Annotated in this window: 14 protein-coding genes and 1 pseudogene; 6 read left to right on the top strand and 9 right to left on the bottom strand. The window is 68.5% G+C overall.

From position 1 onward, the window contains the following. The 4 genes and pseudogenes from ACOMG5_RS16570 to ACOMG5_RS16555 all read right to left on the bottom strand — a co-directional run. Positions 1 to 303 (bottom strand): annotated as a pseudogene (locus tag ACOMG5_RS16570) (cobalt ECF transporter T component CbiQ); the annotation flags it as partial. Beyond that, positions 300 to 863, bottom strand: a complete 564-nt coding sequence (locus ACOMG5_RS16565) for a cobalamin biosynthesis protein CbiL (RefSeq protein WP_420344897.1) — start codon at positions 861 to 863, stop codon at positions 300 to 302. The gene ACOMG5_RS16565 and the pseudogene ACOMG5_RS16570, both read right to left, overlap by 4 nt. Further along, entirely contained in the window at positions 860 to 1,474 is a 615-nt protein-coding gene (gene cbiM, locus ACOMG5_RS16560; RefSeq protein ID WP_420344896.1) for a cobalt transporter CbiM, read from the bottom strand. Before cbiM ends, ACOMG5_RS16565 begins: the two co-directional genes overlap by 4 nt. After that, entirely contained in the window at positions 1,475 to 2,236 is a 762-nt protein-coding gene (locus ACOMG5_RS16555; RefSeq protein WP_420344895.1) for a DUF4198 domain-containing protein, read from the bottom strand. It lies immediately after the preceding gene. A gap of 115 nt (positions 2,237 to 2,351) precedes the next feature. Here ACOMG5_RS16555 and nikR point away from each other — a divergent pair, with 115 nt between their 5' ends. Further along, complete coding sequence (nikR, locus tag ACOMG5_RS16550; RefSeq protein WP_420344894.1) at positions 2,352 to 2,840, top strand: nickel-responsive transcriptional regulator NikR; 489 nt, start codon at positions 2,352 to 2,354, stop codon at positions 2,838 to 2,840. Positions 2,841 to 2,888: 48 nt separating this feature from the next. On the opposite strand, the gene purC is transcribed toward nikR, so the two are convergent. Beyond that, positions 2,889 to 3,650: a phosphoribosylaminoimidazolesuccinocarboxamide synthase gene (gene purC, locus ACOMG5_RS16545; protein WP_420344893.1), complete on the bottom strand. Its 762-nt coding sequence runs from the start codon at positions 3,648 to 3,650 to the stop codon at positions 2,889 to 2,891. A gap of 248 nt (positions 3,651 to 3,898) precedes the next feature. On the opposite strand from purC, the gene ACOMG5_RS16540 reads away from it, so the two are divergent. Both ACOMG5_RS16540 and ACOMG5_RS16535 read left to right on the top strand, forming a co-directional pair. Then, a complete protein-coding gene (locus ACOMG5_RS16540; protein ID WP_420344892.1) occupies positions 3,899 to 4,201 on the top strand; it encodes a DUF1476 domain-containing protein in 303 nt (100 codons plus the stop codon). Positions 4,202 to 4,232: 31 nt separating this feature from the next. Continuing rightward, the gene (locus ACOMG5_RS16535) at positions 4,233 to 5,180 is read left to right on the top strand and encodes a homocysteine S-methyltransferase family protein (RefSeq protein ID WP_420344891.1); all 948 of its coding nucleotides are present in this window, start codon (positions 4,233 to 4,235) and stop codon (positions 5,178 to 5,180) included. A gap of 3 nt (positions 5,181 to 5,183) precedes the next feature. On the opposite strand, the gene ACOMG5_RS16530 is transcribed toward ACOMG5_RS16535, so the two are convergent. Continuing rightward, on the bottom strand, positions 5,184 to 6,278 hold the full coding sequence (locus ACOMG5_RS16530) for a PA0069 family radical SAM protein (RefSeq protein ID WP_420344890.1): 1,095 nt from the start codon (positions 6,276 to 6,278) through the stop codon (positions 5,184 to 5,186). Between the two features lie 125 nt (positions 6,279 to 6,403). Here ACOMG5_RS16530 and ACOMG5_RS16525 point away from each other — a divergent pair, with 125 nt between their 5' ends. After that, a complete protein-coding gene (locus tag ACOMG5_RS16525) occupies positions 6,404 to 6,574 on the top strand; it encodes a hypothetical protein (RefSeq protein ID WP_420344889.1) in 171 nt (56 codons plus the stop codon). Between the two features lie 276 nt (positions 6,575 to 6,850). Beyond that, positions 6,851 to 8,830, top strand: a complete 1,980-nt coding sequence (locus ACOMG5_RS16520; protein ID WP_420344888.1) for an FUSC family protein — start codon at positions 6,851 to 6,853, stop codon at positions 8,828 to 8,830. A 23-nt stretch (positions 8,831 to 8,853) separates the two neighbouring features. On the opposite strand, the gene betC is transcribed toward ACOMG5_RS16520, so the two are convergent. Both betC and choX read right to left on the bottom strand, forming a co-directional pair. Next, the gene (gene betC, locus ACOMG5_RS16515) at positions 8,854 to 10,359 is read right to left on the bottom strand and encodes a choline-sulfatase (RefSeq protein ID WP_420344887.1); all 1,506 of its coding nucleotides are present in this window, start codon (positions 10,357 to 10,359) and stop codon (positions 8,854 to 8,856) included. 87 nt (positions 10,360 to 10,446) lie between these two features. Next, a complete protein-coding gene (gene choX, locus ACOMG5_RS16510; RefSeq protein ID WP_420344886.1) occupies positions 10,447 to 11,385 on the bottom strand; it encodes a choline ABC transporter substrate-binding protein in 939 nt (312 codons plus the stop codon). A 103-nt stretch (positions 11,386 to 11,488) separates the two neighbouring features. Between choX and ACOMG5_RS16505 the strand changes: the two genes are divergently transcribed. After that, positions 11,489 to 12,391: a choline sulfate utilization transcriptional regulator gene (locus ACOMG5_RS16505; RefSeq protein ID WP_420344885.1), complete on the top strand. Its 903-nt coding sequence runs from the start codon at positions 11,489 to 11,491 to the stop codon at positions 12,389 to 12,391. Between the two features lie 487 nt (positions 12,392 to 12,878). Here the strand turns inward: ACOMG5_RS16505 and ACOMG5_RS16500 are convergent. Then, the coding region (locus tag ACOMG5_RS16500; protein ID WP_420344884.1) for an integrase core domain-containing protein at positions 12,879 to 13,390 on the bottom strand (512 nt) is incomplete at its 5' end.

Below are 13,390 nucleotides of genomic sequence, written 5' to 3'. Positions count from 1 at the left end.
CAGCAAAAGCGCCGCCGCCGTGACCTTGCAGCCCACCAGCCCCGCCCGCAGCAGCCCTTCGCGGCTGAGCGACAGGGGCCCGAGCCGCAGCAAGGCCTCGCCCGGAACGGTGAAGGGCAGCACCAGAAGCAGGATCAGCAAGAAGCCCTCCACATGCAGGAGCCGGCGCCATTGCACCCTGCCCCAGGCCAGCGCCGCCGCGCCCAGAGCCGCCGCCAGCGCCACCTCCGGCCGGGTCAGCTGCGACAGGCAGGCCACCGCCCAGAATGCCGCCACCAGCCGCAGCCTCAGGTCGAAAATCACCGCCGGCGCCCGCGGATATAGAGCCCGATGCCGCCGAGCCCGATGATGAGGAACAGCCCCGAGAGCAGATCGGTGATCCGCATGCGCGCGTCCATTTCCTCGATCCGCGCGAGCAGCGGCGCCACCTGCCGCTGCACCGCGGCCTCCACCAGCGGCGAGATATCCTGCGCGGGCATCGCGCTGGCCACGCCGCGCGCGGCCAGCGATGCCGCGGCAGGCGCGCCGGTGGCCGCGACGGGCGGCGCGCCGAAACGCTCCGGCCCGATCTCGGTAATCGCGACATGGCCCTCATGCGTATCGACGACGACGGTGAGCGGCCCGGTCACCGGCGCGGGCGGCACGAAGCGGTAGCCCCCTTCGGCATCGGTGCGCCCGGAGGCAAGCTCCGCGCCCTGGGCATCCTTCGCGACCCAATCGGTATCCTGCGCGCGCCCACCGCCGATGAAGAAGGCATAGCCCGTCACCGCATCGCCCTCCACCGTCGCAAACAGCTTCAGCGCATGCGCCTGGGCGGGGCCCGCAAGCGCGATCAGGATCATCAGGGAGGCAAGGCGTTTCATCGGGGTCCGTCCGGGCTGAGGGCAGCGGGCTCGACGCGGGCGAGGAAGCCCACGACCACCGCCGTCACCGCGGCCTCGATCGCCGCGAGCGGAGCGTAGGCGAGCCAGAGCACCCGCGCAACCGGCACATATTCGGAGGCCGAGAGCCACAGGCTTGCCGCCACCATCGCCCCGGTGAGCAAAACCGCGCCCCCGCCCACAGCCCCCGCCAGCACCGCGCGCTGCCCCGGCGTGGCCCGCCCGATCCTGGGCGCCGCCAGCAGGCCCAGCAGCACGCCGGGGGCGGCGATGTTGAGCGTATTGACCCCGAGCGTCGTCAGCCCGCCGATGCCGAAGAGCAGCACCTGCAGCACCAGCCCGACCAGCACCGCGACGAAAGCCCCCGGCCCCAGCATCAGCCCCATCAGCCCCGAGAGCATCAGATGCACGCTGGAGGGGCCGAGCGGGAAGCTGAGCAGCGAGGCGGTGAAGAACACCGCCGACAGGATCGCCACGCGCACGATGGCACGGTCGTCCATGCGCCGCAGCGCGAGGCCCACCCCCGCCGCCGCCAGCACCCCGCCGCCGAGCAGCACCGGCGCGGAGAGGATCCCGTCCGGAATATGCGCCATCTATTCGGCCCCCATATCGACGGCCTTCACCCAGATCAGCCCGCCTTCCTCCACCGGCACCGCGCGGCCATCGGGCGCGGTCATCGGCGCATCGCCCTCCACCAGCGCGGCAAAGCCCCACCAGCCCGCGCGCGGCATGGCATAGCTGAAGGTGCCGTTGGCATCGGCCTTCAGCACCTGGGTGAGGAAGGCCTCGTTCGGGGGCACCACGGCGCCGTCATTCACATATTCCACCTCGACCTCGGCGAAAGGCACCGGCGCGCCATGTTTCAGCACAACACCGGTGAACAGGTTCCCCGCCCAGAGCCCGGTCGGCCGGGTCAAGGGCGCGATCTCCACCGGCAGGCCCACCAGCGCGTCCCAGCCTTCGCCCGAGGCATAGCCATCCACCACCACCTTCGCGTAATGCACGATGAACTTGCCCTCCGCGGGCTCCCAATAGGGCGCGGGCGTGACCCAGAACACCGCCGCCCCCGGCTGTGCGATATCGGCGGTGAGCGACCAGGCCTGCACCCCGTCGATCGGCGTCGCGACCAGCGTCCCCGACAGATCCGTGCGGACGCCCTGCGCGAGCATCCCCACCGCTTCGGGGCGCCGCATCTCCATCACCGGCCCGCGCTCCATCGGATGGGTGAAGGTCAGATCCAGCGTCACCGGCCCGCCCTGCGGCAGCACATCCGCCGAAGGCAGGATCTGCTGGAAATGCGCGGCCGCAGGCCCCGCGGCGAAGGCGGCGCAGGCCACGAGCGGCAGATAGTTCATCCTCACCCCGTTCGTATGATTATTCTTTCAAATATTCATACGAACGGGGTGGCGCCCTGACAAGCGCTTCTCAACCCCCGGGCGCGCTGATAGGCTGATACGAACGGAGGAGCCCATGCAGCGCACAACAATTACGCTCGACGACGACCTCGCCCGCCAGCTGGAGGCCTATATCGCGGCGACGGGGGCGCAGAGCCTGTCGGAGGCGATCCGCGATCTGGTGCGGCGCAGCCTCGCCACCCGCACCCGCGCGCCCGAAGGGGCGGCCTGCTATGGCGTCCTGAGCTATGTGGTGGATCAGACCATGCGCAACCTCGCCGCCCGCCTGCCGCAGGCGCGGCTCGACCGGCACGACGAGACCGTGGCCAGCCTCTCGGTGCCGCTCGATCATACCCATGCGCTGGAAGTGACGGTGATGCGCGGCGCGGCGCGGGGCGTCTCCGATCATGCCGAGGCGCTGTTTCTGGAGCGCGGGATCATGCATGGCACGCTCGGGCTGATCCCCGTCGCCGAAGACCACGCCCCCCATATGCATGACGACGGCGCCCCGCACAGCCATGCCCATCCGCGCGTCCTGCCCGGCTTCTCGCCCGCCACAGACTGAAAAGGCGCCCCGAAGGGCGCCTTCCGGTCAGGTGACCAGCCGGGGCTTTCAGTTGATCAGCGTCGGCTTCACGGTGGCGGTGTTCGCGGGCAGCACGCCCAGACGGCGCGCAACCTCGGTATAGGCATCGGTCAGCGAGCCCAGATCGCGGCGGAACACGTCCTTGTCCAGGTGCTCGCCCGTCTTCACGTCCCACAGGCGGCAGCTGTCGGGGCTGATCTCGTCGGCCACGATCAGGCGCATGAAATCGCCCTCCCAGACCCGGCCGATCTCGATCTTGAAATCGACCAGCTTGATGCCGACGCCGAAGAACACGCCCGAGAGGAAATCATTGACCCGCAGCGCGAGGCTGACGATGTCGTCGAGGTCCTGCTGGTTGGCCCAGCCGAAGGCGATGATATATTCCTCGGGCACCAGCGGATCGCCGAGCGCGTCGTTCTTGTAGCTGTATTCCACGATCGGGCGCGGCAGCGCGGTGCCCTCTTCGAGCCCGAGGCGCTTCGAGATCGAGCCTGCGGCGAAGTTGCGCACGATGACTTCGAGCGGCACGATCTCGACCTGGCGGATCAGCTGCTCGCGCATGTTCAGCCGGCGGATGAAGTGGTTCGGAATGCCCACATTCGTCAGCCCGCTCATGAAGAATTCGCTCAGGCGGTTGTTCAGCACGCCCTTGCCCTCGATCGTCGCCTTCTTCTGCGCGTTGAAGGCAGTCGCGTCGTCTTTGAAGTACTGCACCAGGGTGCCGGGCTCCGGGCCTTCGTACAGGATCTTCGCCTTGCCTTCGTAGATCTTCTTCCGACGCGGTGCCATGGGCTCTCCGTTCCTGGGCTTGCGCTGCTCCCGACCGTGCGGAAACGGCAAAATCGGGCTTGCGCCCCTTTGCGCCCCTATAGGCCAAGGCTCGCCGCGCCGCAAGACTCAGGGCATGAGCGCCTGTCAGAAACCCCCGTGAACGCTAACTCTGCGCTATCATGCCCAAATGCGCGCCCTTCCTCTTGCAGTGCGGGGCGCGGCTGGGCATATCAGTTTCAGCAACTCGTGATTCCGGGGGGAGCCACATGACCACGTTCGACGACCGCGAAAACGCCTTCGAAAACAAGTTCGCGCATGACGCCGAGCTGCGCTTCAAGGCCGAGGCGCGGGCCGTGAAGGCGATGGCCCAATGGGCCGCGGGCCTTCTCGACCAGCCGGCCGAGGCCTATGCCAGCGCCCTGATCGCGGCGGACTTCAAGGAGCCGGGCCAGGAGGATGTGGTGCGCAAGCTGATCGCCGATCTCGACGGCAAGGCCGACGAGGCGACGATCCGCAGCCGCATGGCGACGGCGCTGAACGTCGCGGCCGAGGATGTGCTGAAGGGCTGAGCCCGCGCCCGGCCCCGCCGGCGGACCCGAAATGACCGAGAGTCTCACCGATCTGCTCGACCGACGCGGCTGGATCCTGGCCGATGGCTGCCTGCGCACGGCGCTGGCGGCGCGCGGCGTGGCCCGGGCCGAGCCGCTTGCGCTCTGTACCGCCACGCATCCCGAAGAGCTGCGCGCCGCGCATGCGGCCTTCGTGGCTGCCGGGACGGACCTGATCCTGACCAACAGCCACGATGCCAATGCCGCCCGGCTGCGGATGGCGGGGGCCGAGGCGCGGATGGCGGAGCTGAACCACGCCGCCGCCGCGATCGCGCGCTCGGTCGCGGGTCCGGCGCTGGTCGGCGGCCGGATCGGGCCGACGGGCGAGGTCTATGGCCCGCTCGGGCCAGAGGCCCGCGCGCGGCTGGTTGCCCAGTTCGAGGGGCAGGTGGCGGCGCTGCGGGCGGGCGGGGCCGATCTGATCTGGGCCGAGGGCTTCGCCGCCCTTCCTGAATTCGAGGCCCTCTCCGAAGCCGTCGGCCGCGCCGGGATGGACTGGTGCGGCACCATCTGCTTCGACAGTTCGGGGCGCAGTCTGCTGGGGCTCACGCCCGCGGCGCTGGCCGCGCGGATCGAGCATCTGCCGCATCCGCCGCTGGCCTATGGCGCAAGCGGCGGCCCGGGGCCATCGGACCTGATCGCGAGCGTTCTGGGCTTTGCCGCGGCGGGTTGTGAGCGCCCCCGGATCGCGCGGGGCAACAGCGCCGTACCCCGCAACCCGCGCGACCCGGCCAGCTGCGCCGGCACGCCCGAAACCATGGCCACCTTCGCCCGGCTCGCCCTGGATGCCGGGGCCCGGCTCATCGGCGGGGCCTGCGGCACGCTGCCCGCCCATATCGCCGCGATGCGCGCCGCGCTGGAGCACCATACCCCCGGCCCGCGCCCCCTGCCCGAACAGATCGCGGCGCAGCTCGGCCCCTTCAGCGCCGAAGAGGACTGAGCCTCAGAACAGCGACAGCTGCGCCCCCGCTTCCGGTGGCGGCGCGAAGCGGCTGCACTCCAGCGGCGGCAGCGGCCGCTCGAACCCCAGCCTGCGGCACGAGACCCGGAACCGCTGCGCCAGCAGATCGGCCTCCACCCCCTCGCCCGTCATCCGGCTGCCGAAGCGCGGATCGTTCAGCCGCCCGCCGCGCAGCGCAGCCACCGCATGCAGCACCCGCTCCGCCCGATCGGGCAGATGGCGGCGCAGCCAGTCCTCGAACAGATCGGCCACCTCATGCGGCAGCCGCAGCGGGATGAAGGACGCCGCCCGCGCCCCGGCCCGGCGCGCCTCGGTCAGCACCGCCTCCAGCTCATGATCCGTCAGCCCCGGGATCATCGGCGCGGCCATCACCCGCACCGGCACCCCCGCCCGCGCCAGCTCGCGGATCATCCGGATCCGCATCTGCGGCGCCGGCGCCCGCGGCTCCATCTTGCGCGCGAGTTCCGCATCCAGCGTGGTGAGCGAAACCCCCACCTGCACCAGCCCGCGCGCGGCCATATCCGCCAGGATGTCGATGTCGCGCAGGATCCCCGCGCCGCGGGTGGTGATGCTCAGCGGATGGCCGAAGGCCGAAAGCACCTCCAGCAGCCCGCGCATCACCCCCATTTTCGCCTCCACCGGCTGATAGGGATCGGTATTGGTCCCGATCGCGATCGGCGCCACCTGATAGCCCTTGCGCCGCAATTCCCGCGCCAGCACCGCGGGCGCCTCCGGGCGCGCCACGATCCGGGTCTCGAAATCCAGCCCCGGCGAGAGCCCCAGATAGGCATGCGAGGGCCGCGCATAGCAGTAGATGCAGCCGTGCTCGCAGCCGCGATAGGGGTTGATCGAGCGATCGAAGCCCAGATCGGGGCTCTGGTTGCGGGTGATGACCGTGCGCGGCCGCTCCACCGTCACCTCGGTGCGCAGCAGCCGCTCCTCCTCCGGCAGGTCCCAGCCGTCATGCTCCCAGACCCGGGCATAGGGCTCAAACCGGCCATCCGGGCGATGCACGGCGCCACGCGCCCGCAAGCGCTCGGCGGGGTCGACAGGCGGAAGGGGCAGGAGGTCTTGCATAACTCAAAATTAGAACATTACAGGAACAATATCCAGAGCCGTCGCACCAAAGCGTGAGAAATCCAATCGGATTAGGGCTTTCGCTTCGCCCCGGCAGATCCCATATTGATCGCGGGAGAGTAGAGATGGAACCTGTGCCGCTGCCGTATTTCCTGATGCTGGTGCTCGCGATCATGGTCGCGGCGGCAGTAACGTTGTGGGTCGCCACGCATGCGGGCCTGTCGCTGAGCGTGCTCGCGCCGGTGGCGCTGCTGGGCGCGGTGCTCGCGCGGCTGTTCATGAAGGTCGAGCGCTGAGGATGCGGCTCCGGCACTGACCAGCCCGATCCGGGCGCGGCCCCTTCCCGTGCAAAGGCTCGTGAGGGCGATCAGGCTCCGCCCCTGAAGACGCAGCCCCCCGGCGGCATCCCCTTTCCGGCAGAAGTCATGCGCACAGCGCAGGGTTCATTTGACCCCGCGTCATGCCTGCCATTGCCCCGCGCGCGGCGATCTTGCGCCCTGTCTGCGCCGTTGCTATCGGGCCTTCGGGGCCCCTCCCGCCGACCTCGCCCCGCGGCCGCCCCATCCCGGACCATGACACCGCTCCCTCCTCCCCCTCTGCTGGCCGCGTTCAGCCGGATCGGCTTCGATATCCCCAAGCTGATCCAGAGCCTCTGGCTCGTGCTCGTGGCCTTCCTCTCGCTTGGCCTCGCCTGGCTTCTGGGCCTCGACCATCCGCAATGGGCCGCGATCACCGTCTTCGTCACGCTGCAGCCCAGCCGCGGCCAGACGATCGAGAAAAATGCCTACCGCTTCATCGGCACGCTGGCCGGCTCCGCCTTCGGGCTGATGCTGCTGATGCTGGCCGGGTCGAATGCGCTGGTCATCGCGCTCGGGCTCGGCGCCTGGAGCGGGCTGTGCCTGTTTGTGGGCACGCTGCAGCGCTCCTACCGCTCCTATGGCACCGTTCTGGCGGGCTATTCGGCGATCATCGTGGCGATGAACAATTCGGGCCCCGCCGAAATGGTGAAATGGGTCGCGATGGACCGGGTTGCGGCGATCCTGATCGGCACGCTCGCCGGGATCGCGCTGAGCTATGTGATCGGGCAGCGCACCAACCGCGACGAGCTGGAGCAGAAGACCCGCCGGATCCTGGCCGATATTCTGGCGCAATCGGCCGCGAACCTCACGCGTGACGGGCTGGCCCAGGCGCGGCGCAACTATCAGTTCACCGCCGCCGCGGCCGAGCTTTCGGCCGAATTTGCCACGCTGGCCTCGCGCCGCGCCGGGGTGCATCAGCTCACCGATCCGCTGAGCGACCTGCTCGTCTGCGCGACGAACCTGCTGCTGGCCAGCGCCCGCGCCCCGGCCACGCCGGAGCTCGCGGCGGTGATCGGGCATCTGGCGACGCGGCTGCATGCGCAGCGCGACTTCGCCGGGCTGCAGCGCGGCCTGACCCGCAGCCTGAGCCTGATCGAGGACCCGACCCTCGAGGAAGCCGTGATCGCGCTCGCGGCCGCCCTCCCCGATGAGGAGGGCGACGACCACGGCTTCAGCCTCGCCCCCTCCGAGGGCGCAAACTGGAACTACGACTGGCGCTCGGCCAGCCATGCGGGCCTGCGGATCATGGTCGTCACCGGCGCGATCGGGCTCGTGTGGTACGCGACGGGGGCCGCGATCGTGCAATATGCGCTGATCAGCTCGGCCATCGTCATCTCGCTCGCCTCCAGCGGCGTCGCCCCCGCGCGCGCCATGCGCGACGTGATCATCGGCCAGCTCATTGCCGGGGGCGCGGCGCTGGCCTGCGAACTGCTGCTATGGAGCCGCGGCTTCGGCGGCGCGGAGCAGGTGCTGGCGATGGCGCCGTTCTTTCTCCTCTATGCCTTCATCCGCTCGCACCGGCGGCTCTCGCTCTCGGCCACGGATTACGCGCTCACGCTGCTGTTGCTGCTCACGCCCACCCATGCCGTCTATGCCGCGCATTTCCCGGCCCTGGCGAAGGCAGCCCTCGCGGTCAGCGGCGGGATCATCGGCTATATCGCCTTCCGCTTCCTGTTCCCCGTCACCGCAACGCGCCGGCGCAAGGCGCTCTGGGTGATGATCAAGCATGAATTGCAGGAGATCGCGCAGGCCCCGCTCGGGCGCGGGGGCTCGGCCAATGGCTGGCGGCTGCGCTTCATCGCGCGGTTCCTGAAGATCATCAACTGGACCTTCCACGAGGCCCACAGCGGCGAGCGTCCCGATATCACCATGCGCAAGGGTCTGCTGACGCTGAGCCTCGGAGACCTGGTCTTTGGCGCGCGCCGGGCGCTGCGGCGCGGAGACCTGCCCGCCCCCCTGCGCCAACGGCTCCTGCTGCTGCGCCGGATCGGGCAGAGCGAGCGCGAGAACCCGCGCCTCTTGCGCGCGCTGCGCCAGACGCGGGCGCGGCTGGAGCTGTGTGCCCCCGCCGCAGGGGAGCCGGAGCTGATAAGCCTGATCACCCGGCTCGCCACGCTCTGCGCCGAGGTCGAGGCCCAGCTCGACGATCTGCAGCGCCTGCGCGGCATCCGGCTCGGCGCGGAGGAGGCCTGAGCCCGCCGCACCGGCAGGCCAGGTCACTCCCCGCGCGGGTAGCGCTTGCTCTCCTCCAGCACGTTCAGATCCATGTGGTTGCGCATGTAGCGCTCCGAAGCCTTCTGCAGCGGCTGGTAATCCCAGGGGAAATAGGCGCCGTTGCGCAGCGCCTCATAGACGGCCCAGCGGCGCGCCTGGCTCTCGCGCACGGCGGCGTCGAAGGCCACAAGGTCCCAGCGGGCCTCCGCCTGCGCCCGCAGGCCTGCTAGCACCTCCGCATGGGCCGGATCCCCGGCCAGATTGTGCAGCTCCCCCGGATCGGCCTCCAGATCATGCAGCATCGGCGGGTCGGCCGCGCAGAGCGTGAGCTTGTACCGCCCCTCGCGCAGCGCGACCAGAGGCGCGACCGAGCCTTCGGCCGCATATTCCATCGGCACCGCCGCGCGCCCCGCCCCCTGCGCCACCGGCGCCAGATCGGTGCCATCCGTCCATGGCGCCAGCGCCGAAATATCGATCCCGGCCACCCCGGCCAGGGTGGGCACCACATCGAGCGTCGAGACAGGCGTTTCCACCCGCCCCGGCGCCCAGCCCGGCACCGCCATCATCAGCGGCACCCGCGCCGAGCCCTCGAAGAACGACATCTTGAACCACATCCCGCGCTCGCCCAGCATGTCGCCGTGGTCGGAGACGAAGATCACCACCGTATCCTCGGCCATCCGGCCGCGCTCCAGCACATCGAGGATCTCGCCGATCTTCTCGTCGATATAGGAGATATTGGCAAAATAGCCGCGCCGCGCCCGGCGCACATGCTCGGGCGTGATGGCGAAATTGCGGTAATCGCAGGCTTCCAGCAGGCGCTGCGAATGCGGATCGGGCTCCGCAGGCAGGCCCACCTGCGGCGCGAGCTCCGCGCAGTCCTCATACATGTCCCAGAACCGCTTGCGCGCCACATAGGGATCATGCGGATGGGTGAAGCTCACGGTGAGGCACCAGGGCCGGTCATCCAGCCTGCGCGACAGGTCATAGAGCTTGCGGGTCGCGTGATAGGCGACCTCGTCGTCATATTCCATCTGGTTGGTAATCTCGGCCACCCCCGCCCCGGTGACGGAGCCGAGATTGTGGTACCACCAGTCGATCCGCTCGCCCGGGCGGGTATAGTCCGGGGTCCAGCCGAAATCGGCCGGATAGATATCGGTGGTGAGCCGCTCCTCAAAACCGTGCAGCTGATCTGGCCCGACGAAATGCATCTTGCCCGAGAGCGCGGTGTGATAGCCCGCGCGGCGCAGGTGATGCGCATAGGTCGGGATATCGGAGGCGAATTCGGCCGCATTGTCATAGACCCGGGTCCGGCTCGGCAGCTGGCCCGACATGAACGAGGCCCGCGCCGGCGCACAGAGCGGGCTTGCGGTATAGGCATTGGCAAAGCGCACCGAGCGCGCCGCCAGCGCCTTCAGGTTCGGCGCATGCAGGAAATCGGCGGGGCCATCGGGGAACAGCGTACCATTGGCCTGATCGACCATGAGGATAAGGATATTCGGGCGTGTCATCAGTCCGGGTCATTCTGGAGAGGAGTGCCGCCTGCAGGAAACAGTGCGGAAGCGCTGCCGTGCCCCGGCAAGGGGCACGGGTGGGACTCAGAGCCCGATCGCGGCCTTCACCGCGGCCGCGCCCGGCGCGCCGTCCAGCGTCGTCACCCCGGCGAGCCAACCCTCCAGCGCCTGCGGATGCGCCTTCAGCCAGCCTTTTGCCGCCTCGCGCGCATCCGTGCCCGCCAGGATCTCGCCCATCAGCGTGTTCTGCATCCCGAGATCGAAGGTCATCTGCCCGAGCAGCTTCGCCGCATTCGGGCAGGCCTCCGGCCAGCCCTTGCGCGCCAGCGTATAGACGTCGGCCCCGCCATAATCCGGGCCGAAATAGGCATCACCTCCCGCGAGATACTCGATCTCGAACTGCTCGTTCATCGGATGCGGCGCCCACGCCAGGAACACGATCCCCTTGCCCGCCTTCTCTGCCCGCGCGACCTGCGCCAGCATCGCCTGCTCGCCGGATTCGACCAGCTCCCAGCCCTTCAGCCCGAAATCGCCCGCGTCGATCATCTTCTGGATGTTCTGGTTCGCGGGCGCGCCGGGCTCGATGCCATAGATCTTGTGGTCGAAATCGTCGCCATGGGCGGCCAGATCGGCAAAGCTCTTGATCCCCTTGGCCGCCGTGGCTGCGGGCACCGCCAGAGTGAATTTCGCGCCGGTCAGGTTGCGGTTCAGCACCTCGATCGCGCCCGCCTTGTTCAGATCGTCGATGAAGGCCTTCTGCGCGGGCATCCAGTTGCCAAGAAACGCATCCAGCTCGCCGGTCTTGATCGATTCATAGCCGATCGGTACCGACAGCGTCTTCACATCGGGCGCATAGCCGAGCGCCGAGAGCACGACCGAGGCCACACCATTGGTGGCGGTGATATCGGTCCAGCCCGGATCCGAGAGGCGCACGCTGCGGCATCCGGCCCCATCGGCCATGGCGAGCCCGGCAGATCCCATGAGCGCCAGCGCGGCGGCGAAAGCGAAGCGGGTGGATGTCATCGGAGGCTCCCGTCTGATATGTCAATCCCTTATGCTGCGGGCATTGTTTCTCTGCGTGTAGCAGGATTTTATTCATATCTGCCCAAAAGGATGTTTATATCAGTTGCGCAATGTCGATCTCGGCTGGATGCGGGTCTTCGTGGAGGTCGGGCGGCTCGGCAGCCTGTCCGAGGCGGCGCGGGTCCTGCACATCACCCAGCCCGCCATCAGCTATCAGATCCGCCGGGTGGAGGCGGAATTCGGCGTGCCCCTGCTGCGCCGGCGCCACCGCGGCGTGGAGCTGACCGAAGCCGGGCGCGAGCTCCATGCGATCCTGGCCGCCGATGTGGCCCGGATCGACGCCCTGGCGCAGCGGCTGCGCAGCGCCCCGCGCAAGAAGGTGTTCCGGCTCTTCACCGATTATGCCTTTTCCGGCCTCTGGCTGATCCCGCGGATCCATCGCTTCCGCGAGGAGCACCCGGATTTCGATATCGAAGTCATCGCCACGCAGAACACCGATCTCGCCCATCTCGGCCCGGGCGATATCGCCGTGGTCTTCGCCACCCGCGAAAGCCTCGGCCCCGATGCGGTCCTGCTGATGCCGGAGGTGGTCACGCCGGTCTGTGCGCCCGCGCTCGCCGCTTCGGAGGCCGGGATCCAGGAGGCCCGGCTGATCCATCTGGACGCCCCCCACCCCGCGCCCTGGTTCACCTGGGCGAGCTATCTGGACACATTGGGCGTCGAGCGCGACCTGCTGGCGGATTGGGGCAACATGCGCTTCAACACCTACTCGCTGGTGATCGACGCAGCCTTGGCGGGCCAGGGGGTGGCGCTTGGCTGGCGCGGCCTGATAGACACCCATCTCGCCCGCAACATGCTCACCCCCATCGGGCCGGATCTCGCCATGGCGGACCGCGGCTATTTCATGCTCCAGACCGCGGGCGGCGACGAGGCGACGGAGCTTCTGCGCGAATGGCTGCTCGCGCAGACATTCCCGCCGGTGCAAGGCTGCACGCAGGAGCCATGAAGCGGGCGCGGGCATCCGGATGCGCATTCCATGAAGCCGCATGGCGCACCGTTCACGGACAATGGGCCGGGAGCGATGACGCAGCACGGCTTTGGGCCAAGACGGGATAGGATAAGAGAGCTTCGTACCGGCTTCTGCAGCCATCCGGGGCCGTGACGCCCGTCCGGCGCAGGCCCTTCCCGAACGAATGGCTCAGGCCGCGCAGGCGCATTCTGGAAAGTCAGCTACGGAGCCCGAGCACGGCATGTGACGTTCGGCGCAGGCGCCCCCGAGAGCGCCAAGGCTGCGCCGAACCCGAATTCCCCCTGCCGGATACCGGCAAGGAGCGTTTTCGGCCCGCGTCTTCCACACGGGATGCTGCCTGCCGCTTGAGCGCGACAACAACCAGCGGGGCCGTCAGAACGGTTGTATGGAATAAATTTCTGTAAAGATTGCATAATATATTGAAAATAAAAATAACTATTTGGTATGCTGTGCCCCCCGATGTTCATCCAGCTGAACCCAGAGTCCTTTGCTGAATTTGGCGCGGTTGCGCCGACGGAGCAATGGGCGATCTGCGCAGCAGTTCCGTTGCGCGAAGCTGATCGCCCATTGCGGTGAGTTGGGCGGCAAAGACCGCCGGGGCCTGGTATCCGAGGGCTGAATGGGGCCGTTCGGTGTTGTAGCTGTGGGTCCATGCAGCGACAGCCTCGCGGGCATGGTCGATGCCGAAGAACAGGGTCTCGTTCAAAAGCTCGTCACGCATCCGGCCGTTGAACGCCTCGCAGTTGCCGTTTTGCATGGGCTTGCCAGGCGCGATGTAGTGCCACTTCACCTGCATCTTCTCGGCCCATTCGAGGATCGCGTTCGAGGTGAACTCGGTGCCATTGTCGGAGACGATCACACCGGGCTTTCCGCGCCGCGCGATCAGTGCCGTCAATTCTCGGGCAACGCGGCGGCCGGAAATCGAGGTGTCGACGACCGCGGCCAAGCTCTCCTTGGTGACATCGTCGATGACGT

Origin of the sequence: Paenirhodobacter sp. (genome assembly GCF_041916475.1) — a bacterium.
In the GTDB taxonomy this organism is placed as follows: domain Bacteria; phylum Pseudomonadota; class Alphaproteobacteria; order Rhodobacterales; family Rhodobacteraceae; genus Rhodobacter.
The sequence above is the reverse complement of the archived record's forward strand: the minus strand, read 5'-3'. Positions and strand labels throughout refer to the sequence as shown.